This window comes from Agromyces atrinae, assembly GCF_013407835.1.
Lineage (GTDB): Bacteria > Actinomycetota > Actinomycetes > Actinomycetales > Microbacteriaceae > Agromyces > Agromyces atrinae.
This window is the reverse complement of sequence record NZ_JACCBI010000001.1, coordinates 1,599,197-1,620,331: the sequence shown is the minus strand read 5'-3', so window position 1 is coordinate 1,620,331 and position 21,135 is coordinate 1,599,197. Positions and strand designations below refer to the sequence as shown.

Sequence of the window (21,135 nt, the reverse complement as noted above, 5' to 3'; positions counted from 1 at the left end):
CTCGGGTAACGCGGGTACGCTCGACACATGGCCCCGCGCATGCGCCCCGAAGAGATCGTGATCGTCGTGATCACCGTCTCCGATCGCGCGTCGAACGGCACCTACGTCGATGAGTCCGGTCCGGCTGCGATCGACACCCTCGCGACGTCCGGCTTCACGGATGTCGCCCTACGCGTCATCCCCGACGGCAGGGCCGCGGTCGCCGATGCGCTGCGCGACGCGGTCGACGGCGGGGCTCGCGTCATCCTGACCCTCGGCGGCACCGGACTCGGCCCGCGCGACGAGACCCCCGAGGGTACGCGCGCCGTGATCACGGCCGAGGTGCCCGGAGTGGCCGAGGCGCTTCGCGCCCGCGGACTGCAGGCGACCCCGACCGCTGCCCTCTCACGAGCCGTCGCGGGTGTCGTGACGACCGGCTCGCACCGCGCGTTCGTCGCGAACCTGCCCGGCTCGCCGCGAGCCGTGACCGAATCGCTCGAGGTGCTCACGCCGCTTCTCGGCCACATCGCGAGCCAGCTCGCCGGGGGAGACCACGGATGACGATCGCACGCGTGACCGATGCGCCCCTGAGTCTCGACGAGCACCTGCGTGCCGTCGACGACCCGCACTGCGGCGCCGTCGTGTCGTTCGTCGGTCAGGTGCGCGATCATGACCCCGCGGTCGACGGAGTCGTCGACGCGATCGAATACAGCGCGCACCCCGATGCCGAGCGCGTGCTCGCCGGACTCGTCGAGCGCTTCGGCGGCCCCGATGTGAAGATCGCGATCAGCCACCGCGTCGGTCGTCTCGGCGTCGGCGACTACGCCCTCGTCGCGTGCGTCGCGAGCGCTCACCGGGCCGAGGCCTTCGAGACGAGCCGCGCGCTGATCGAGGCCGTCAAGACCGACCTCCCCGTCTGGAAGAAGCAGCACGACGTCGCGGGCGGCGCGCACTGGGTGGGACTATGACCTCCGTTCCCGTCACGATCGGTCGGCGGCCCGCGGCCGTCGCCGCACACGTCGCCGGCGAGCCGCGTGAGCTCGTCGACGGGTTCGGGCGCGTGCACCGTGACCTCCGCATCTCGCTCACCGACAAGTGTTCGTTGCGCTGCACCTACTGCATGCCCGCCGAGGGCGTGGAGTGGCTCGCGAAGTCGAGCATCCTCTCGACCGACGACATGGTGCGCATCGCGCACATCGCCGCCGACTGGGGAATCACGACGATCCGGCTGACGGGCGGTGAACCGCTCCTCCGCCCCGACGTCGTCGACATCGTGCGCCGGATCGCGGCGATCGAGGGCGCCAACGGACCCATGCAGGTCGCGATGACGACCAACGGCATCCGCCTGCCCGAACTCATGGAGCCCCTCGCCGCCGCGGGACTGCATCGCCTGAACATCAGCCTCGACACCGTGCGCCCCGACCGGTTCCACGAACTGACCCGTCGCAACAAGTTCGACGCCGTCGCCGAGGGTATCCGCGCCGCCCAGAAGTCGGGGCTGCGCCCGCTCAAGATCAACGCCGTCGCGATGCGGGGAGTCAACGACGACGAGCTCGTCGACCTCGTCGAGTTCGCGCTCGAACACGACGCCCAGATGCGCTTCATCGAGCAGATGCCGCTCGACGCGGGGCACACGTGGGACCGTCAGACGATGGTGACGCAGGAGGAGATCCTCGCGACGCTCCGCTCGCGCTTCCGGCTCACACCGGTGCCGGGTCGCGGGGGAGCCCCGGCCGAGCTCTGGACCATCGATGACACCCCGCACACCGTCGGCGTCATCGCGTCGGTTACCGCGCCCTTCTGCGGCGCGTGCGATCGCCTGCGTCTCACGGCCGACGGGCAGCTGCGCAACTGCCTCTTCTCGCTCGGCGAGTACGACCTCATGCCGATCCTCCGCGCGGGAGGCGGCGACGACGAGCTCGCCGAGATGCTGCGGCTCTGCATCGCCAACAAGCTCCCGGGCCACGGCATCAACGACCCGAGCTTCCTCCAGCCCGACCGAGGCATGAACGCCATCGGCGGCTGACCTCGCCCGCGTCATCCCCCCTCTTTTTCTCCTCCCTCACTCCTCCGCGCCGCGAGACTTCCGGCGGAGTGCCGTTCGCGCGCCCGAGTGCCGATCGTGCGGCACTCCGGCGCACGAACGGCACTCCTGCGTGACGGTCGAGACGGCGAGCGGATGACGCACAGCGCGCGTTTCGCGCAATCGAACGTTTCAGTTGTCCACCGATGACGCGCGCCGGTTGACACGAACTGCAAACCCTTACATGCTTGCCCATACGCAGGTGATCTTCCTGCGTGAGTTCGGTTCATCAGCGAGCCGCACGGTCGACGGGGCGGGGGCACCTCCTCGGCGATCGCGCGTGCCCGACACAGCGAGAGGAGGTGCACATGCAGAAGGAGCAACTCGCTCTCATCGAACCCCTCGAGGATCTCGAGGCCCCGGGTTGGGGTGAATGGGCTGTCGGAATCGGCGTCGGAGTCTGGGCGACCGGTGGTGCGGCATGGGCCGGCGTCGTCATCGGCGTCGCCATCACCTGATCAGGACCCGTCGAGACCTCGGAAGGAGGTGACTACATGACCATCGAGAACCGCATCCACACGGATGCCGCGTTCGCCTCGATCGTCGCCGGCATCGAGCCGCTCGAAACACTCGAGGCGGCGTGGGACTGGGGAGCGTTCTTCGGCGGCGTCGGAATCGGCGTCGGCCTGGGTGGTGCCGCGCTCGGCGGCATCGGCATCGGCATCGCGATCACGTAGTACCCGCACGACCCTCTGACCGCGCATCGCGGTCGCGGACGCAACTCCCGACCCGCGGCCGCGGTGCGCGCGGACAGACCCTTCGAATGACAGAGACACAGATTGGAACCCTCATGAGCAACCCGCCTCCGGCCCGCACAGCCGCTCAGTACGCCGCCATCGCGGGTGGAGTCGTCGCGATCATCGGCGGTCTCGCCGCGGTCGCCGTCGCGACGGGCCTCTCGGGGGTCGCGGTCGGGATCGTCATCGCGCTCGGGGTGCTGCTGAGCCTCGCGGGCGGAATCGTGTTCGGAGTCGCGCTGCGAGGTCGCCGATGAGTCGCGCGACCTCCGAGGCGCTGCGCTTCGACGCGGTGACGAAACGCTACGGCGCTCTCACCGCGGTCGACGACATCTCGTTCACCGTCGAGCAGGGCGAGACTGTGGGGCTCGTCGGCCCGAACGGCGCCGGCAAGTCGACGCTGCTGAAGTCCCTCATCGGTGCGATCAGGCCGACATCCGGCGCCGTGCGCATCCGCGGCAGCCGCATCACCGAGCTTCCCGCGCCCGGCCGCACCGTCGGGTTCGTGCTCGATCCCGACGGACTGACGCCCGGCCTCAGCGTGCTGACCGCGCTGCGGCTCGAGGCGCGAGCGCTCGGCGTCGACCGTGTCGCCGTCGACCGCGCGCTCGAACGACACGGCGTCGCCGACCTCGGCCGCCGCCGCGTCGGAAACCTCTCGACCGGCCAGCGTCGCCGTGTGGCCCTCGCCGCCGCGACGCTCGCCTCACCCGGCATCCTCGTGCTCGACGAACCCACCAACGGACTCGACATCGAGGCCGTCATCGATCTGCGCACCCACCTCGTCGCGCGCCGCGCCGAAGGCCTCACGACGCTCGTCTCGAGCCACGACCTCGGCGAGCTCACGCGACTCGTCGACCGCGTCGTCGTCGTGAACCGCACCGTGCGCTACGACGGTGTGCTGCCGGCGAGCTCGGCGGAGGAGGCGGAAGCCTGGTACCTCACGCTCGTGGGCGGCGTCGCCGACCCGGTCGCGCACCCGAGTGAGAGGAGCGCGTCGTGATCCGCGCCGAACTCGGGCGACTCGTCTCCGGCATCACGCTGCCCGTGCTGCTCGTCGTCGCCGCGCTGCTCAACGCCCTCGCTGTGTACGGCATCGCCGTCGGCATGAAGCTCGACCAGATCGGCGATGCAGCGCCCGCGGCAACGCAATCGCTCGTGACGCTCGGGTTCGGGGCGACGCTCTTCGCGATGATCTTCGGGGCGCTCTCGGTCACGCGCGACTTCGGCACGACGGCGATCAGGCGGAGCGCGTTCCTCGCGCGAGGGGCCGACCGACTGCTCGGTGCGCGACTCGTGGCGCTCTCCGTGCCCGCCGCGGTGTTCGCGGTCGTCGGAGCCGGTTCGGCCGCTGCCGTGACCGCGATCGTCTTCACGGCGAACGGCACCGAACCCGACTTCTCCGGAGACACGCTCACCGCCCTCGGCGGAGTCGCCGCGAACATCGTCTTCGCGACGTACATCGGCCACCTCGTCGGATGGCAGTCGAGGCGGAGCGTCTGGACGATCCTCGGACTCGTCGGCTACACGCTCGTGCTCGAGACGCTCGTCATCTCGATCCTGCCTTCCGTCGGCCGATTCCTTCCGGGCGGTGCGGGTCAGGCGATGATGATCGATTCGTCGACGACCGACGAGATCCTTCCCCTCGGTGCGGGCTACGCCGTGGCGGCGGCATGGATCGTCGTGCTCATCTCTCTCGGAGTCCTCCGGCTGCGGAAGACCGACCTGTCGTGAGCGACCGGTGGGACTGGCTCGACACCCTCGAGCTCTCCCCGCCCGACGAGTTCGATCGCATCGTCGTGAGCGCGGGCGGGCGACCGATCCTGCGTCTCGCGGGCGATGCGGCACTCGTGCTCGCCGCCGCACAGCGCGTGAACCCGCGCACGATCGACGCCGTGACGTCGAGCCTCGGCGGCCGGGTTGCCATCGAGGCGGCGACGGCTCTGCTCGATGCGGTCGGCAGCGACCCGGCCGTCCTGCGGTCCCTCGAACGGAGACCGCGGCGCCTCCAGGTCGACGGGCCGACCGCCATCCGTCTGACGGTCGTCGATCCGATGCGGCTCCTGGCGCGTGCGATCCCGCTCCACCGACTTGCCCGGTCGCGCGCGACGTGGGGGGCGCTCGCGGTGCTCACCGTCATCGGCATGGCGGGCACGGGCGTCCTCGTCCTCGACCCGACGAGCGCCCTGCACCGACCGATGGACCCCTACGCCTACCTCGGTATCGCCGTGCTCTTCACGGTCGTCGTGATCCTCCACGAACTCGCGCACGCCCTCGCCCTCATCGCCCACGGCGGTGCGAGCCGACGCGTGGGCGTCATGCTCTTCTACTTCGCGCCGGCCTTCTTCTGCGACGTGAGCGACTCGTGGCACCTCAGCCGGCCCGAACGCGTCATCGTCGCGCTCGCCGGAACGCTCGTGCAGGGCGCGATCGGCGCGGCCCTCACCCTCGCCGCACTCCTCGGTGTGCCCTTCGCTCCTCTGCTTGCGGCGGTCGGTCTGCTGTGCTCCGTGTACGTGTTCGCGAATCTCCTCCCGTTCGTCAAACTCGACGGCTACGTCGCGCTCGTCGGCTGGCTCGACCACCCGAACTTCCGCGCGCACGCTCTCGTCGCATTCCGTCGGTGGGCGACGCATGTCGTCGCTCCCTCCGCGCCGCCGGTGCTCCCCGGTTCACGCGGACTTGTCGCGTTCGGCGCCGCGTGCGCGGTGACCCCGGTCGTGCTCGTGACGGCCGTCGTCAGCGGGCTCTGGAGCAACGTCGGCCACCTCCAGCTCGGCGCGATCGCCCTCCTCGTGATCGGGGCGCTGCTGCTCGCGTGGGTCGTCGTGCGCGTCATCCGTCTCGCTCGCCACCTCGTGCGAGCCGGCGCCGCTCCTGTGCGCGTGGTGCCCGCGGCTCTCGTCGTCGCGGGCATCGCGGCCGCCGTGCTCACCGTGCCCATAGCGACGAGCGTGCGCGGCGGCTACACCGCCGAGCCGTCGCCGAGCTTCGTCGCACTCGGGCCCGTCGTCGCCGAGCCCGGGTCGCGCGTCACGGTCTTCGCCCCGGGACTCCTGCCCGGTGCGCGTCTCGGGGACGGAGTCATCGCGGGCGGCCCCGAGCCCTGCACCGTTCCGGTCGAGTCGATCGCTCCCGTCGACTTCCCGGGCGCGCCGGTCGATGCCGAGTGCTGGCCCGTGGAGGTGAACCTGGCGGGCGTCACGCGCGGCGTCGCGATCCTCGAGACCCCGCCGACGAGCATCCTCGATCGCATCGGCGCGCTCGTCGACACCGCGTTGGGCCGCGCGGAGCACGCCGACCCCGCGACCCCGAACCCCTCTGCACTCCCGCTCCGTGAACCCGACAAGAGAGAGACCTCCCGTGGCTGACGACCGACTCCTTCACGCGATCAACCGACTCCGCCACCTGCTCGAAGGGTCGCCCGAACACGCCTCCGACGTCATCCGGCGCGAGGGAGCGGGCGCGCCGCCCGTGCCCGGCGCACTGCGATTCGTGCCCGAGGGCTCGGCGCCCGCCGATGAGGCGACCGTCGTCTACCGGGGTGACCTTGCGGCGGCGGGAGGTGAGATCACGCTCGGAGACGACGTCTTCGTGCAGTTCGAGACCTACGCCGCCGGCGGCTACATCGGGGTCGGCTGCCCGACCGTCTTCTCCGTGACCGACGACGTCGACCGGGCGATGCTCGTGCGCGATGCGGCGCACGCCGAGCGCACCGGAGAGTTTCCCGCCCACGTGCTGCACCCGCTCGCGACGATCCTCGGGCAGGACGACTGGATCCGCGGTACGACCGCGAGCGTCGATGATGGTGCGTCGCCGACGCCCCCGAGCGACGTGGTGGATGTCGGTGCGTCGGTCGCACATCAGCGTGAGGCGTTCTCGGGCGACGAGGCGGCGCTCGTCGGCGGGTACATCGCCGCGGCGACCGTGCTGCGTGCGGCGACGGGCCGCTTCACCGAGCCGATCCGTGTGCGCGGCTTCGGTGGTGCCGCCTCTGTCGCGCGCCGTCGGCCGGGCGACCACTCGCTCGTGGTGCTCGACGTCGGCGAACGCTCCTACGTCGCGGACGCCGTCACCGGGGGACTGTGCGCGGTGCCCGCGGCGATCGCCGATGTCGTCGGCGCGTCCGTGCGCGGAGACGTCGACGACGCGCTGCTGAGGCGCGCCGGTGCGACGGACGTCGACACCGTGCTCGCTGCCGTGCGCGCCGCGCTCGGCGGGACGGCACGCGTCTCGGCCGAGGAGCCCTCCCATGACTGACCTCCTCGGCGACCCGGTCGCGCGATACGCCGGAGAGTCTCTCTACTCGGGCCGGGGCGCCGTGGTCTACGACGACCTCGTGCGCCGCGACTCGGCCGAGCTCCGCGAGTTCATCGGGCTCGTGCGAGGCAAGCGCTGGCGGGTGCTCGAGATCGCCGCGGGCTCGGGCCGGGTCACGCTCCCGCTCGTGCCGTTCGTCGCCGAGCTCGTCGCGGTCGACATCTCGACCGATCTGCTCGACCTCCTCGACGAGCGAGCCCGGACCGAGCTCGACGACGACCTCGCGCAGCGGCTCACCCTCGTCGCCGCCGACGTGCGGCAGGGCGTACCCGAGCACGCGTCGGGCTTCGACGCCGTCGTGATCCCGACCGCATCGATCACGCTCTTCGACGCCGCCGAGCGTGCCGCGCTGCTCACCCGCCTGCTCACCCGCCTCCGCCCGGGCGGCACGATCGCCCTCACCGTGCGCACGCCGCACCTCGCGGGTGAGCGACGCGAGATCGAGGTCGACGAGGGCCTCCGCATCGTCGAAGAGTCCGACGAGGCCACCGGTCGACACCGATCGACCGTGTTCGAACGGGGCGGAGCGGGGCGGTGGGCCGCCTACTCGGTCGACTCGTTCGTGCTCCCGCCCGCGCTCGCCGTCGCAGAACTCGAGCGCGCGGGCTTCGAGGCGATCGAGCGTCGCCGTATCCGCCGTGACGCCGCGGGCGAGTACGAGTTCCTCACCGCGCGCGTGGCCGAGCTCCGCTCTCCCTACATCGAGTTCTTCACGCCCTCCTCCGCGTGGGGGCGGCTCGAGGCCGTCCGCGCGACGGGGGTGCGCGTGGAGTTCGCCGACGGCTCGGAGGCCCTCTGCGCGACGAGCGGGCTCTGGAATGCGAACCTCGGATACGGCAACCCGGCCGTGGCCGCCGCGATCGACGGAGCGAATCGCGAGGCCTCGACGCTCCCGCTGTTCCGTCGGGGCAGTTCGTACGCGCGGCTCGCGGCCGAGCGTCTGCTCGACTTCACGGGTCGCGATCGCTTCGACGCTGTCCTCTATTCGACGTCGGGCAGCTCGGCTCTCGACGCCGCGATCAAGCTCTCGCGGCACCTCCACCAGGTGGGCGGAGATCCCGCGCGGAAGCGCATCCTGTCGTTCCGCGGCTCGTATCACGGCATGACGATGAGCGCGATGTCGCTCACCGGGGCCGCCATCGGCCAGGGGCCCTATGCCGTCGACGAACGCTGGAGCGTGCGCATCGACCACGACGACCTCGACGCCCTCGCGGTCGTGCTCGATCGCTTCGGCACGAGCATCGCCGCCGTCATCCTCGAGCCCGTGCTCGGGTCAGGTGCCCTACCCGTGCCCGCCGCCATGATCGACGCGCTCGGCGTTGCGGCCGACGTGCACGGCTTCCTCGTCGTCGCCGACGAGGTCGCGACGGGCTTCCACCGCACCGGACCGAGGTTCGCGAGCGACGAGTGGCACCGAGCCCCTGATCTCCTCGTGACGAGCAAGGCACTCACGAACGGTACGTCCGCCGCAGCGGCGATCCTCCTCGCGCGGGGCCCGGCCGACGTGTTGCGAAGCGACGAGAACTGGTTCTGGCATGGCGAGACCCAGGCGGGATCGCCGCAGTCCTGCGCGGCGATCATCGCGACGATCGACGAGTTCGAACGACAGGATGTCGCCGCGTCCGCTGCGCGCGTCGCGCGACGGCTCGGCCGGTACCTCGACGGTGTCGCCGCACGTTCGACCCGAGCCGAGAGCGTCGGCGTCGGGTCGTTCCGTGCGCTCCACCTGGTCGGTCGCGACGGCACGCCTCTCGGCGGGGCCGAGGTGACCGAGCTCGTGGAGCTCTACCGCTCGTACGGCGTGCTCGTGCAGCCGGGGCCGTGCGCCGTGCAGTTCGTGCCGGCGCTCACGTACAGCGACACCGATCTCGACGAGCTCGAGCGCCGGTCCGACCTCGCGATCGACGAGTTCCTCGCGTGATCGCGGTCGACGGGGCTCGGGCGTCGGCGCGCGCGACGCGGCCCGAGGCGCACGTCGGTGCGGGTACGGCCGTGCACCTCGCGCATCGCGCCCTCGCGCGTGGGCCCGCCGTCATGGTCGTCGACGCGCACGTCGAGAGCAGGCTTCCCGGTTCGCTGACGGGGGCCTTCGCCGCGCGCCTCGTGCACCGCGGCCGGGCGACGGTCGACTCGGCGCGGCATCTCGCCGCCCTGCTCGAACGCACCGGGGCCCGCTCCGTCTTCATCGCGGGCGGCGGGAGCGTCATCGATGTGGCGAAGCTCGCCGTCGCGTCGCTCGACGACTCGCGTCTGCTCGGAGCGATCGCCCGTCACGGCCGTGACCGCGGGGTCATGCACCGGGGAGCTCCCGGAAGCGAGGCGTCGCTCTTCGTCGCCCCGACGACGGTCGGCACGGGAGCCGAGAGCTCGACGGGGCTCGTCGTCGAGGTCGCCTCGGGCGGTGAGCGTTTCGCCGTCCTCGTCGTCGCCCCGGGGACGGGCATCGAAGCCATCGCCTTCGACGACGACCTGCTGCGGCTGCCCGACCCGCTCCTGCGCGACGGCGTCTACGAGGCGATCACCCGCGTCGCCGCCGCGGCGTTCGAATCGCCGAGTTCGCTCCCTCTCGCCGACCGCGAGGCGTACGACCTCCTCGCGGCGCTCGCCGCGGTCGGACGCCGCATCGGCGAGGGCGGGCGGGATGACGGCCGGCACGCAGCCTTCCCGCGCGACTCGATCGCGGTCGACGCGGCGCTGCTGAGCAGTGCGTCGCACAGCGGGTGGGCTCTCGCCGGCCGGGGGTTCGCACCGTCATCCGCCTGGTTCATCGCGACCGAGCTGTCGATGGCGCTCGGCGTGCGGAAGGCCGCCGCGCTCGGCCTCGCCTTCCGGCCCTACCTCGAGACGTTCCTGACTCCCGCTCGAGCGACCCGGCTGCAGAGCATCGGTGCGGCGCTCGGCGTCGCCGGCGAGCCGAGCGCGATCGACGACGCCCTCACGCGACTCCTCGCGCCCGAGCCGGTGACCCGAGCGATCGATGCGGAGTACGTCGCCGATCGCGTCGTGCGTCGCTTCGGTCGCGCGGGGCCCCTGAGCCCCGAGCTCGCGCGCGAGCGCATCGTGGCGATCCTCGCCGCCGCCGAGACCCGACGGCGGACGTCGTGATCGACGTCGCTGCGACGCTCGATCCGGCGAACGGGCTCGTGCGTCGGGTCATGGTGCGACCGCCGAGCGGCGACGCCGACCCGCTCTGGACGATCGGCGCCGACATCGGCAACAACGACGCCGTCGCGATGCCCGACGGTTTCGACATGACGTGGGTCGGTGCAGCCGGATTCCGCCGGGGGAGGACCCTCGCGCGAGCGGCGGGCGAGGCCGTCGAACGTTTCGCGCTCTCGCCGCGACAGGGCCCCGAGCGACCGCGTGCCGACCGCCACGACCCCGACCGGCACGACCCCGACCGCCACGACCCGCCCCTCATCGCTCGCTCGCTCGCCGACGGCAGCCTCACCGAGGTCGACGCCGCACTCGTGAACTATCCGCCGCGCGATGCCGTCGCCCACCCCGACGCCGGCCCCTCGGGAGCCGCGGCGGGCGCGACCCTCGCCTCGGCCGTCGACTCGGCGTGCCGCGAACTCATCGAACGCGACGTCGCCCAACGGGCGTGGTGGGAGAGGGCGTCGGTCGAGCGCATCGCCGAGGCCGAGGTGCGAGCGGCCTCGCGCGACGTCGCGCGACTGCTCGACGCGACGCCGACGCCGACGACATCGACGACACCGACGACTCGCGCGAGCACTCGCATCGAACACCTCGAGCTCCGTCGCGACGGCCTTCCGCCCGTCATCCTCTGCGCTCTCGTCGACGATCGTGCGGGGGTCGCGTGCGCGGGTCTCGCGCTCGAGGTCGACCCGGCGCTCGCGATCGAGAAGGCGACGCAGGAGGCCCTGCAGGTGCGCTCCCTCCTCGCCGATCTGCGGCGGCTCGAGGGCCGAACGAATGCGCGCGTGCCGCTTCCCGTCGTCGGCGAACTGCATCGCGCGCGGTACTGGGCCTCGGATGCCGGCGTCGACGCCCTGCACGCGTGGCTCGATAAGCTGCCCGCCTCGAGAGCCGTTCCGGCGCGCCCGCCAGCGACACCGTTCTCCGCCGCCGTGCCCGATGCGGTGGTCGTCGATCTCACGCCGAGGCTTCCGCGGGCCATCCGCGACATGGGGTGGCATGCCGTGCGCGCCTTCTCGGCGTCGCTGCAACCCCTCCGCATGACGGATGCGCCGTCGTCGAATCTCGCGCCCGATCTCCGCGGCGATCGCGCGGTGCTCGACTACGGACGGCGGCATCCGCACCCGTTCGTCTGACGAGGCGGCGGCTCAGCCTCCGGCGAACGGGGGCAGCACGTCGACCGTGCCGGTGACGCGCGTCTCGGCGTCGGCCGCACGCACGCCGTCGACGAGGAACGAGCAGCGATCGAGCACGGGGGCGACACCCGAGCCGAAGTCGGCGACGAGCCTAGCGACGAGGTCGCCGAGGGTCGTGACGTCCGCGAGCGTGACCTCGTCCTGCCCGATCGCCTCGGCGGCGCCGGCGAACAGCCGAACCCGAACCGTCATGACGTGTGCCGCGCGGCGAGCTCGCTCACGGCCGCGGCGAGGCGATCGAGTTCGGCGGCACCCGCGTCGCCCGTGAGGCCGGCCCGACCGAGTGCGAGCCCCAGCACGAACGTGCTGAGCGGAGCCGCGGGGCGGGCGACATCGTGGGCGACATCGCGCGCGACGTCGAGCACGGTGCCGATCGCGATCGTGTCGTCGACCCCGAGGTGCGCGGTCAGTTCGGCGAGCCAGGCGTCGAGCGCCTCGGGCGGAAGTCGTCGTTCGTCGGTCATGGTGCCTCCTCGGTGCTCTCCCTGCCGATGGTAGTCGAGCGCGCCCGCACGAGATCGGCGGGGGTGTCGACGTCGAGGGTCGCGTCGCCCGGCTCGTCGACGTAGCTGGTCACGAGGTCGCCCACGAGCTGTCGCATCGACGCGCCCGCGACGCCGCGCCCCGCCGTGAGGCGCGTGATCGAGTCGCGCAGGGCCTCCGCGCGGTACGCCGCTGCGAGCCACTGCGCGCGCCCGTCGCCGTCGCGCACGACGACCGCGTCGACCCCGGATGCCGGGGAGAGCGCAGCTCCCAGACGCCGGGCGAGGGAACCCGCGAACGGCAGGTCGCACGCGAGCACGATCACCCACGGGGCGGACACGAGCGGAAGGGCCGCCGCGATACCGGCGACGGGGCCGCCGAAGGCCGGTTCCTCACGCACGACGGCATCGGGGCGCGCGGCATCGACGCCGTCATCCGCCCCCGAGACGATCACGCGCACGGCACCCGCCGAGCGGGCGGCGGCGAGAGCGATGTCGATGAGGTGCTCGCCGCCGACGTCGAGGGCGCCCTTGTCGACGCCGCCGAGCCGAGACCCGCGGCCGCCCGAGAGCACGATGGCGTCAGTGCCGTGCGGCATCCGTCAGCCGTTCCGGTGCCACTCGCCCGACTTGCCGCCCGTCTTCGACTCCAGACGGATGTCTCCGATCGAGACCGACTTGTCGAGCCCCTTGACCATGTCGACGACCGCGAGCGATGCGACGGAGACCGCCGTGAACGCCTCCATCTCGACGCCCGTGCGGTCGGCGGTGCGCACCGTCGCACTCACGCGCACGCCCGTGTCGGTGAGCTCGAGGTCGACCGTCGCGCCGTGGACGCCGATGACGTGGGCGAGCGGCAGCAATTCGGCGCACTTCTTCGCACCCTGGATGCCGGCGATGCGCGCGACGGCGAACACGTCGCCCTTCGGCACGCTCTGGTCGCGGAGCGCGGCGACGACGACGTCGCTGCAGAAGACGAAGCCCGTCGCCGTGGCCGAGCGCACCGTCGGGGTCTTCTCGGTCACGTCGACCATGCGGGCTTCGCCGCGCCCGTCGAGGTGGGTGAATCCGGTCATCTCTGCTCCACTTCCACGACGCTCACCGTGTCGCCCGCGTGTACCTCCGCGACGCTCGGATCGACGATCGCGTAGCCGTTGGCGCCGGCGAGACTGCCGACGAGGTGTGATCCCGAGCCGCGCTTCGACGCGGGGGTGATCGTGCGCCCCGAACCGTCGTCGCCGATCCGCCCGGGCAGGTACTGCGTGCGGCCGCCGGGGGTGCGCCAGCCCTCGGTCGCGACGGCCGAGACGACCGGGCGGAGGACGTCGCTCTGCCCGAGGAGGGTGAGGAGCGCGGGCCGCACGAACACGTCGAACGAGATCCAGACGCTCACGGGGTTGCCCGGCAGCCCGAAGACGAGGGCCCCGCCGGGCAGCGTGCCGAAGGCCTGGGGCTTGCCCGGCTGCATCGAGACCTTCGCGAACTGGATGGTCGCCGAGCCGGTGAAGAGCGCCTTGACGGGGTCGTACGCTCCGACGCTCACACCGCCCGTCAGCACGACGACGTCGGCGACGGCCTCGGCGCGCTCGACGGCCGCGGCCAGGGCATCGACGTCGTCGGCGACGCGTTCCGCCGACACGACGAGCGCACCCGTCTCGGTGACGAGACCGGCGACGAGGAGCGAGTTCGAGTCGGGGATCTGCCCGCGCCCGATGCTCTCGCCCGGGGCGACGAGTTCGCTTCCCGTCGCGATCACGGCGACGCGCGGGCGCCGCACGACGTCGGCGCTCGCGTGCCCCGCCGAGGCGAGGGCCGAGACGGCGCGTGAGCTGAGGCGCGTGCCGGCGCGCGCGATGAGGTCGCCGACGGCGCGGTCTTCGGCGCGGCGACGCACGTGCGCCCCAAGCGGCCGACCACCCTCGATCGAGACTCGCACGGTTCCCTGATCGGTGAGTTCGAGAGGGATGACGGTGTCGGCGTCACTCGGGACGGGGGCGCCCGTCATGATGCGCGCCGCCTGTCCGCTGCCGAGTGCGGGGTCGAGGCCGGTGCCCGCGGGCAGGTCGGCGACGACGTCGAGCACGGTCGGGTGCTCGGGGCTCGGCGAGCCGAGGTCGGTGAAGCGCACGGCGTAGCCATCCATGCCCGAGTTGTCCCACGGGGGCAGCTCGAAGCGCGACGTGACGTCGTCGGCGAGCACGCGCCCGAGCGCATCGACGAGCGGTACCGTCTCGGTCGGCAACCGGTGGCTCGCGGCGAGCACGCGATCGCGATGCACCTCGATCGGGACGAGCTCGGAACTCATGCGTTGGCCTCTCCGCGTGCACGCAGCACATCGACGACATCGGTTTCGAGCACGCGCGCGACGTGCCCCCGGCGGTTCAGGAGCCGCGCGGCCCGGTGAGCGCGTTCGCCGCTCACGCAATAGAGCAGCAGGTCTCCGCTCGGCAGCTCGAGGTCGTCTCGCGCCCGCAGCAGATCGCTCAGCGGCACCGAGATCGCGCCCGGCAGCGGATCGACGGCGAACTCGCCGGGCTCGCGCACGTCGACGATGACGTGACCGCCCCGGTCGACGTCGGCGAGGGATGCCACGGGCGCGGGTTCCTGAAGGAGCGAGCGCGTCGGCGTGGTGACGCTCGGAGCGACATCCGTCGGCGCCTGCGCCCGGAGCGGGATCTCACTCACGCGTGCCGAGAGCCCGTCGACCACGAGGATGCGGCCGAGCAGCGCGTCGCCCGTGCCGACGATGAGCTTGACGGCCTCGGCGGCCATGAGAGACCCGGCGACGCCGCACACCGGCCCGAGCACGCCCGCCTCCGAGCACGAGGGAACGCTGCCCTCGGGCGGGGGAGCGGGGAAGAGGTCGCGCAGCGTCACGCCCTCGGCGGGCGCGGGCGGAGCCGACCAGAAGACCGAGACCTGGGCGTCGAAGCGGAGGACGGAACCCCACACGAGCGGGATGCCGAGGGCCGCTGCCGCGTCGGCGACGGCGTAGCGGGTGTCGAAGTTGTCGCTCCCGTCGAGCACGAGGTCGTACCCCGCGAACACCTCGCGCGCCGAGGCGTCGTCGATGCGGACCTCGTGGGGGATGACGGTGAGCTCGGGCGCGATCTCGTGCAGTCGTTCGGTCGCGCTCTCGACCTTCGAGCGGCCGACGTCGGCCGTGCCGTGCACGATCTGGCGCTGCAGGTTCGACGCGTCGACCGTGTCGTCGTCGATGATGCCGATCGTGCCGACTCCGGCCGCGGCGAGATAGAGCAGCGCGGGGGCACCGAGACCGCCGGCGCCCACGACGACGATGCGCGCGGCGGCGAGGCGGCGCTGCCCGAGCTCTCCGATCTCGGCGAGCCGAGCTTGCCGCGCCGTGCGCCGCGCTTCGGCCTCGCCGAGGGGCGGGCCGGGTTCGACGAGCGGGGGGAGTCGCATGGATCAACGCTACCGCTCGCCGCCACGGCACGGTCCGCCCGCGGGACCGGGAAAAACCGCCGCCGTGTTGCCGCTCGTGGTGGGTGCGAAGACCCGCACACCCGCCACGAGTGGCAACACCGCCGGAGCGGGTGCGCGAGTAGCATGGGTCGATGGGACGAATCATGGTGAGACGTCAGGTGACACGGGTGTCCGTCGGCGGGCGCTCCGCGAGCCGTTCCGATGTCCTCGCCGCGGAAGAGCCCCTCGAGATCCGCGTCGGCGGCCGGCAGCTCGCCGTCACGATGCGCACGCCCGGCCATGACGTCGAACTCGCCGCCGGATTCCTCGTCTCGGAGGGCGTCGTCGCACACGCGGGAGACGTCGCCGCTGCCCGGCACTGCGCTGGAATCGACGGTGAGAACACCTACAACGTGCTCGACGTGACCCTCGGGCCGGGCATCGCCGCTCCCGCCCCCGAGCTCTCGCGCTCCCTCTATACGACGAGTTCGTGCGGAGTCTGCGGCAAGGCGTCGATCGAGGCCGTCGAGACCGTGTCGCACTTCGACGTCGCGGGCGACCCCGCGACCCTCGACCTCGCGGCCCTCGTCGGCTACCCCGATCTCCTCCGCGCCGAGCAGTCCGTGTTCGACAAGACGGGCGGGCTGCACGCCGCGGCCCTGTTCGCCCCCGACGGCAGCCTCGTCGTCGCCCGGGAGGACGTGGGTCGTCACAACGCCGTCGACAAGGTCATCGGTCACGCGCTCCTCGCCGGACTCCTGCCGCTTCGCGGCCACACGCTCGTCGTCTCGAGCCGCGCGAGCTTTGAACTCGTGCAGAAGGCCACGATGGCCGGCATTCCGATCTTCGCGGCGGTCTCGGCACCGTCATCCCTCGCCGCCGACCTCGCCGAGGATCGCGGCATCACCCTCGTGGGGTTCCTCCGCGGCGAATCCCTGGTCGTCTACGCCCACGGCGAGCGTCTCGTCGATTCCACCGCGCCGGCGCTCGTCGCCGCACCCTGATCACCGTTCGACGTCGAAGGAGACCGCATGGCCGACAAGCCGCTCGCCGAGGATTTCACCGACGCGAAGATCGATGTGTCACCCGCGAAGGACTGGGCCGTGGGCCCGCCCGCGATCCTGCACTCGATGGTTCCCGCCTTCACCGAGATGGGGCCGGCGCGCACGCTCAAACTCGCGTCGACGATCAACCACACGGGCGGGTACGACTGTCCGAGCTGCGCGTGGGCCGACCCCACGAAGCGCAGCCCCTTCGAGTTCTGCGAGAACGGCATCAAGGCCGTCACGTGGGAGGCGACGCCGACGACCGTGCCGAGCGCGTTCTGGGAGGAGCACTCCCTCTCGAGCCTCGACGACAAGTCGGAGTACTGGCTCGGCATGCAGGGCCGCCTCGTCGAGCCCGTCTACAAGCGCGCGGGCAGCGACCACTACGAACCGATCGGGTGGGATGACGCGTTCGAGGTCATCGCCCGGCACTTGAACGCCCTCGAATCGCCCGATCGCGCCGCGTTCTACACGAGCGGCAAGATCATGAACGAGCCCGCGTTCCTCTATCAGCTGTTCGTGCGCGCGTTCGGCACGAACAACCTGCCCGACTGCTCGAACATGTGCCACGAGTCGACGGGTGTCGCGATGGTCGAGACGATCGGCGTCGGCAAGTCGACCGTGCACTACGACGACTTCGGCGAGGCCGACCTCATCATCGTCATGGGTCAGAACCCGGGCACGAACCACCCGCGCATGCTCACGGCGCTCGAGGAGTGCAAGCGCAACGGCGGCTCGGTCGTCGCGGTCAACGCCCTGCCCGAGGCCGGGCTCATCCGATACAAGAACCCGCAGCACGTGCGCGGCATCCTCGGTCGGGGCACCGAGATCGCCGACCAGTTCCTGCACATCCGTCTCGGCGGCGACCTGCACCTGCTGCAGGCCGTCGCGAAGCGCGTGCTCGCCGCCGAGGCTGCGAAGCCCGGCACCGTGCTCGACCACGACTTCCTCGACCGGTACACGGCGGGCTTCGAGGCGTTCGCCGAGCACCTCGAGACGCTCGACGAGGCCGACGTGCTCGCCGCGACGGGTCTGTCGAGCGCCGACATCGACGAGCTCGCCGAGCGGTACATCCGAGCCGATCGGGTCATCATCACGTGGGCGATGGGGCTCACCCAGCACAAGAAGGCCGTGCCGACGATCCGCGAGGTCATGAACCTCCTGTTCCTCCGCGGGAACATCGGGCGACCCGGTGCGGGAGCCTCGCCGATCCGCGGCCACTCGAACGTGCAGGGCGACCGCACGATGGGCATCTGGGAGCAGATGCCGGACTCGTTCCTCGACGCCCTCGGCCGGGAGTTCTCGTTCGAGCCGCCCCGGCCCCACGGGCTCGACTCGGTCGACGCGGTGCGCGCGACGGCCGCGGGCGACATCGACGTGTGGTTCGGTCTCGGCGGCAACCTCGTCGCGGCGATCTCCGACTCGAACCACGTCGAAGCCGCGATGCGCGGTACGAAGCTCACCGTGCAGGTCTCGACGAAGCTCAACCGCTCGCACGTCGTGACGGGTGAGGAGGCGCTCATCCTGCCGACGCTCGGTCGCACCGAGATCGACCGTCAGGCGACCGGCCCGCAGTTCGGCACCGTCGAGGACTCGGTGTGCTCGGTGCACGCGTCGGCGGGTCAGGTCGAACCGGTCGCCGAGGGGCTGCTCTCCGACGTCGCGATCATCTGCCGCACCGCGCGCGCCGTGCTCGGCGACCGCGGCCCGGCGATCGACTGGGAGGGATTCGAGCGCGACTACGACCTCATCCGCGAGTCGATCGCACGCGTCGTGCCCGGTTGTGACGACTACAACGCGAAGGTGCGTCTGCCCGAGGGCTTCATCCTGCCGCACCCGCCGCGCGACAGCCGCACGTTCATCACGCCGAGCGGCAAGGCTGTCATCACGGTCAACGAGCGCGAGACGATCGAGCGCCCGGCGGGCCGACTGCTGCTGCAGACCGTGCGCTCGCACGACCAGTTCAACACGACGATGTACAGCCTCAACGACCGGTACCGCGGCATCAAGAAGGGCCGCTTCGTCGTCTTCGTGAACCCCGACGACCTCACCGAGCTCGGCCTCGCCGACGGACAGACGGTCGACGTCTTCAGCGAATGGCCGGGCGAGCCCGACCGGGTGCTGCGCGGCTACCGCATCGTCGCGTTCCCGACCGCGCGGGGCTGCGCCGCCGCGTACTTCCCCGAGGCCAACGCGCTCATCCCGCTCGAGTCGGTCGCCGAGGGCTCAAACACCCCGGTGTCGAAGTCCGTCGTCATCCGCCTCGAGCCGAGCTCGACCCCCGCGGCGACGGGCCGCCCCGTGACGGTCTGACCGTCATCCCCCCGACCGTCATCCCCCCGCCGCACACGTGCGCGGATGCTGCGATTCCGGCACCCGCCCGGCGCGTCGGATGACGCGGGCGGGGTGTCGCGGCGATCGGCAGCATCCGCGTACGAGTGACCTAGCGGTTCGACGCGTGCGGCGCCCCCATTCCCGGGTCGACCTGGAACGGACCCGACGCCGACGGTCGCACGTCGAAGTCGAAGATCGCCGTCGGGATGTAGACCGTCGAGCACGAGTTCGGGATGTCGACGACGCCCGAGAGCCTGCCCTCGATCGGAGCCGCACCGAGCAAGAGGTAGGCCTGCTCCGGGGCGTAGCCGAACTTGGTTAGGTAGTCGATCGCGTGCAGGCATGCCCGCTGGTACGACAGGTGCGAGTCGAGGTAGCGCTGCTCGCCGTCGAGGGTGACCGAGGTGCCCGAGAACGCGATCCACTCGCTGAAGCGCGGGTCGACCGTGCCGGGCACGAAGATCGCGTTCTCGTGAACGCCGTAGGTCTCCATGCCGCCGGGGATGACGTCGACGTGCAGGTCGATGAACCCGCCCATCTCGATCGCTCCGCAGAACGTGATCTCGCCGTCGCCCTGTGAGAAGTGCAGGTCGCCGAGCGAGAGGTTCGCGCCGTCGACGAAGACGGGGTAGAACACGCGCGAACCCTTCGACAGGTTCTTGATGTCCTGGTTTCCGCCGTTCTCGCGCGGGGGAGCGGTGCGCGCCGCTTCACCCGCGACGCGGTCGTAGTCGGATGCCGCGAGGGAGCCCAGTACGGCTTCGCGCGGCTCCGGCGGCAGGGCGAGCGGCGGCACGCGATTCGGGTCGGTCGCGATGAGGTCGCCCTCGCGCTTGTTCCACTTCGCGAGCAGTTCGGCCGAGGGAGCGGTGCCCATGAGACCCGGGTGGATGAGGCCCGCGAACGAGACGTTCGGCACGTGGCGTGAGGTCGCGACCTGGCCGGTGAAGTCCCAGATCGCCTTGTACGCGTCGGGGAACTGTTCGGTGAGGAAGCCGCCGCCGTTGTTGCGGGCGAAGATGCCCGTGTAGCCCCAGCCCTGACCAGCGAGAGGGCCGCTGTCCTCCTGCGGGATCGGGCCGACGTCGAGGATGTCGACGATGAGCAGGTCGCCGGGCTTCGCGCCCTCGATGCGGAACGGGCCGCTCAGCTTGTGGACGGTCAGCAGCGGTGCGTTCAGGATGTCGTCGGCGGAGTCGTCGTTGACGATCGCGCCGTCGAACCACTCGCGACAGTCGACACGGAACGACTCGCCCGGCTTCACCGTCGCGACGGGCGGAATCTCCGGATGCCATCGGTTGTGGCCGACTTTCTCCTGATCTTCGAATTTCTTCGACGAGTCCAGGGGGAACAGGACGTCGGGCATGGGATCTCCTTTGATCGTGAGCGATGGGTGGGCAGAGGTCAGAGGCGCGGCAGTTTCTGATGCGCCGGGTTGTCGGTGTAGCGCGTGGGGCGACGGGACGAGGCGCCGGGGATCGCTCCCGAGACGACCTCGGGGGCGTCAGCGCTGCGGGCGGCCCGGTCGATGAGGCCGAACGCCGCGCTCCCCGTGCGGCCGAGGTGCGGCGCCGTCGGTCGGCGGGAGGCATCCGCTCCGCACTCGGTGCACGGGCTCCGGTCGGGCACGTCGGCCATGGCGTAGATCGCGTCGAAGGTGTGGCCTGCCGTGCAGCGGAACTCGTAGCGGGGCATGTGGTTCTCCTCGGTCGGTGAGTGCGACGGATCAGGCGGGGGCGGATGTCGGTTCGGACGCTCGCACGGGAGCGGGGCGTCGTCCGAGTGCGACGGCTACGACGAGCGAGAGGATGCCGACGACCGCGACGACGATCGCCCCGAGCGGCGTGCTCTCGAACGTGCCCGTGAGCAGCAGGAACGCCGGGATCGTGCCGGTGAGGAACGACAGGAAGATCGTGAACCAGCCGGTCAGGCGCTGGATGCCGGCCCATCCGCGCGCGAGGAGCAGGAAGAAGAGCGACCAGAGCACGGCCCACAGGAGCCAGATCACCCCGAACACGGGGTCGCCGATGACGAAGTTGATGAGGCCGATGGTGACGGCCGAGATCGCGACGAAGAGCGAGAACCAGCCGAGGCCCTCGCCGCCGATTCCCGTCCACTGGTTGATCGCGACGTAGAGGTAGGTGAAGCCGAACAGGTAGATGCCGGCGGCGCCGAGCACGACGGACGGATCGTTCCCCGACTGCGCGAGGACGATCGTGGGAAAGATCACCTGCATCCCGCCGACGAAGAAGTTGAGCACCGCGGCCGGGCGACCGCCGACGATTCCGAGGAGCATGAGCCCGTTCAGGAAGAGAACCGCTCCGACGTACAACAATCCGACATTTCCCATGGTCGCTCCATCGCGTCAAGGGG

The 21,135-nt window shown here is 71.4% G+C and carries 24 protein-coding genes; 15 read left to right on the top strand and 9 right to left on the bottom strand.

The window, feature by feature from the left end; genetic code table 11:
* Nucleotides 1–27 precede the first annotated feature (27 nt).
* From BJ972_RS07795 to BJ972_RS07735, 13 genes are all read left to right on the top strand, one after another.
* Nucleotides 28–540 (top strand): MogA/MoaB family molybdenum cofactor biosynthesis protein, encoded by a 513-nt coding sequence (locus tag BJ972_RS07795; RefSeq protein ID WP_241830896.1) that lies wholly within the window; start codon nucleotides 28–30, stop codon nucleotides 538–540.
* Nucleotides 537–947 (top strand): molybdenum cofactor biosynthesis protein MoaE, encoded by a 411-nt coding sequence (locus BJ972_RS07790; RefSeq protein WP_129176837.1) that lies wholly within the window; start codon nucleotides 537–539, stop codon nucleotides 945–947. Before BJ972_RS07795 ends, BJ972_RS07790 begins: the two co-directional genes overlap by 4 nt.
* A complete protein-coding gene (gene moaA, locus BJ972_RS07785; protein WP_129176839.1) occupies nucleotides 944–2,005 on the top strand; it encodes a GTP 3',8-cyclase MoaA in 1,062 nt (353 codons plus the stop codon). The genes BJ972_RS07790 and moaA overlap by 4 nt, the downstream gene beginning before the upstream one ends.
* Nucleotides 2,006–2,370: 365 nt before the next feature.
* Nucleotides 2,371–2,520, top strand: a complete 150-nt coding sequence (locus tag BJ972_RS07780; protein ID WP_164989985.1) for a hypothetical protein — start codon at nucleotides 2,371–2,373, stop codon at nucleotides 2,518–2,520.
* A 36-nt stretch (nucleotides 2,521–2,556) separates the two neighbouring features.
* Nucleotides 2,557–2,739, top strand: coding sequence for a hypothetical protein (locus BJ972_RS07775; RefSeq protein WP_129176841.1), 183 nt, complete (start codon nucleotides 2,557–2,559; stop codon nucleotides 2,737–2,739).
* 86 nt (nucleotides 2,740–2,825) lie between these two features.
* Complete coding sequence (locus tag BJ972_RS07770) at nucleotides 2,826–3,056, top strand: hypothetical protein (protein WP_129176843.1); 231 nt, start codon at nucleotides 2,826–2,828, stop codon at nucleotides 3,054–3,056.
* Nucleotides 3,053–3,802 carry an ABC transporter ATP-binding protein gene (locus BJ972_RS07765; protein WP_129176845.1) on the top strand — a complete coding sequence of 250 codons (750 nt, stop codon included), beginning with the start codon at nucleotides 3,053–3,055 and terminating at the stop codon, nucleotides 3,800–3,802. Before BJ972_RS07770 ends, BJ972_RS07765 begins: the two co-directional genes overlap by 4 nt.
* Nucleotides 3,799–4,533, top strand: a complete 735-nt coding sequence (locus BJ972_RS07760) for a hypothetical protein (RefSeq protein WP_129176847.1) — start codon at nucleotides 3,799–3,801, stop codon at nucleotides 4,531–4,533. Before BJ972_RS07765 ends, BJ972_RS07760 begins: the two co-directional genes overlap by 4 nt.
* Complete coding sequence (locus BJ972_RS07755) at nucleotides 4,530–6,170, top strand: hypothetical protein (RefSeq protein WP_129176849.1); 1,641 nt, start codon at nucleotides 4,530–4,532, stop codon at nucleotides 6,168–6,170. Before BJ972_RS07760 ends, BJ972_RS07755 begins: the two co-directional genes overlap by 4 nt.
* Nucleotides 6,163–7,059, top strand: a complete 897-nt coding sequence (locus BJ972_RS07750) for a hypothetical protein (protein WP_129176851.1) — start codon at nucleotides 6,163–6,165, stop codon at nucleotides 7,057–7,059. Before BJ972_RS07755 ends, BJ972_RS07750 begins: the two co-directional genes overlap by 8 nt.
* Complete coding sequence (locus BJ972_RS07745) at nucleotides 7,052–9,040, top strand: aminotransferase class III-fold pyridoxal phosphate-dependent enzyme (RefSeq protein ID WP_129176853.1); 1,989 nt, start codon at nucleotides 7,052–7,054, stop codon at nucleotides 9,038–9,040. Before BJ972_RS07750 ends, BJ972_RS07745 begins: the two co-directional genes overlap by 8 nt.
* Nucleotides 9,037–10,224 carry an iron-containing alcohol dehydrogenase gene (locus BJ972_RS07740; RefSeq protein ID WP_164989986.1) on the top strand — a complete coding sequence of 396 codons (1,188 nt, stop codon included), beginning with the start codon at nucleotides 9,037–9,039 and terminating at the stop codon, nucleotides 10,222–10,224. The genes BJ972_RS07745 and BJ972_RS07740 overlap by 4 nt, the downstream gene beginning before the upstream one ends.
* On the top strand, nucleotides 10,221–11,414 hold the full coding sequence (locus tag BJ972_RS07735; protein ID WP_129176857.1) for a YcaO-like family protein: 1,194 nt from the start codon (nucleotides 10,221–10,223) through the stop codon (nucleotides 11,412–11,414). The genes BJ972_RS07740 and BJ972_RS07735 overlap by 4 nt, the downstream gene beginning before the upstream one ends.
* Before the next feature lie 12 nt (nucleotides 11,415–11,426).
* Here the strand turns inward: BJ972_RS07735 and BJ972_RS07730 are convergent, their stop codons facing one another.
* From BJ972_RS07730 to BJ972_RS07705, 6 genes are read right to left on the bottom strand one after another with little or no spacing between them, the layout of a single operon-like run.
* A complete protein-coding gene (locus BJ972_RS07730) occupies nucleotides 11,427–11,666 on the bottom strand; it encodes a MoaD/ThiS family protein (RefSeq protein WP_129176859.1) in 240 nt (79 codons plus the stop codon).
* Nucleotides 11,663–11,938, bottom strand: coding sequence for a DUF6457 domain-containing protein (locus BJ972_RS07725; RefSeq protein ID WP_129176861.1), 276 nt, complete (start codon nucleotides 11,936–11,938; stop codon nucleotides 11,663–11,665). The genes BJ972_RS07730 and BJ972_RS07725 overlap by 4 nt, the downstream gene beginning before the upstream one ends.
* Entirely contained in the window at nucleotides 11,935–12,555 is a 621-nt protein-coding gene (mobA, locus tag BJ972_RS07720; RefSeq protein ID WP_129176863.1) for a molybdenum cofactor guanylyltransferase, read from the bottom strand. Before mobA ends, BJ972_RS07725 begins: the two co-directional genes overlap by 4 nt.
* A gap of 3 nt (nucleotides 12,556–12,558) precedes the next feature.
* Nucleotides 12,559–13,032, bottom strand: a complete 474-nt coding sequence (moaC, locus tag BJ972_RS07715; RefSeq protein ID WP_129176865.1) for a cyclic pyranopterin monophosphate synthase MoaC — start codon at nucleotides 13,030–13,032, stop codon at nucleotides 12,559–12,561.
* Nucleotides 13,029–14,261 carry a molybdopterin molybdotransferase MoeA gene (locus tag BJ972_RS07710; protein WP_129176867.1) on the bottom strand — a complete coding sequence of 411 codons (1,233 nt, stop codon included), beginning with the start codon at nucleotides 14,259–14,261 and terminating at the stop codon, nucleotides 13,029–13,031. Before BJ972_RS07710 ends, moaC begins: the two co-directional genes overlap by 4 nt.
* A complete protein-coding gene (locus tag BJ972_RS07705; protein ID WP_129176869.1) occupies nucleotides 14,258–15,382 on the bottom strand; it encodes a ThiF family adenylyltransferase in 1,125 nt (374 codons plus the stop codon). Before BJ972_RS07705 ends, BJ972_RS07710 begins: the two co-directional genes overlap by 4 nt.
* Nucleotides 15,383–15,534: 152 nt before the next feature.
* On the opposite strand from BJ972_RS07705, the gene fdhD reads away from it, so the two are divergent.
* Nucleotides 15,535–16,386: a formate dehydrogenase accessory sulfurtransferase FdhD gene (gene fdhD, locus BJ972_RS07700; RefSeq protein ID WP_129176871.1), complete on the top strand. Its 852-nt coding sequence runs from the start codon at nucleotides 15,535–15,537 to the stop codon at nucleotides 16,384–16,386.
* 27 nt (nucleotides 16,387–16,413) lie between these two features.
* Complete coding sequence (locus tag BJ972_RS07695; protein ID WP_129176873.1) at nucleotides 16,414–18,741, top strand: FdhF/YdeP family oxidoreductase; 2,328 nt, start codon at nucleotides 16,414–16,416, stop codon at nucleotides 18,739–18,741.
* A 130-nt stretch (nucleotides 18,742–18,871) separates the two neighbouring features.
* On the opposite strand, the gene fmdA is transcribed toward BJ972_RS07695, so the two are convergent.
* Genes fmdA through BJ972_RS07680 form a run of 3 tightly spaced genes read right to left on the bottom strand, consistent with a single transcriptional unit; the run spans nucleotide 18,872 to nucleotide 21,112 of the window.
* On the bottom strand, nucleotides 18,872–20,128 hold the full coding sequence (fmdA, locus tag BJ972_RS07690) for a formamidase (protein ID WP_129176875.1): 1,257 nt from the start codon (nucleotides 20,126–20,128) through the stop codon (nucleotides 18,872–18,874).
* A gap of 38 nt (nucleotides 20,129–20,166) precedes the next feature.
* A complete protein-coding gene (locus tag BJ972_RS07685; RefSeq protein WP_129176877.1) occupies nucleotides 20,167–20,457 on the bottom strand; it encodes an FmdB family zinc ribbon protein in 291 nt (96 codons plus the stop codon).
* 31 nt (nucleotides 20,458–20,488) lie between these two features.
* Nucleotides 20,489–21,112, bottom strand: coding sequence for an AmiS/UreI family transporter (locus tag BJ972_RS07680; RefSeq protein WP_129176879.1), 624 nt, complete (start codon nucleotides 21,110–21,112; stop codon nucleotides 20,489–20,491).
* Between the last annotated feature and the right edge of the window lie 23 nt (nucleotides 21,113–21,135).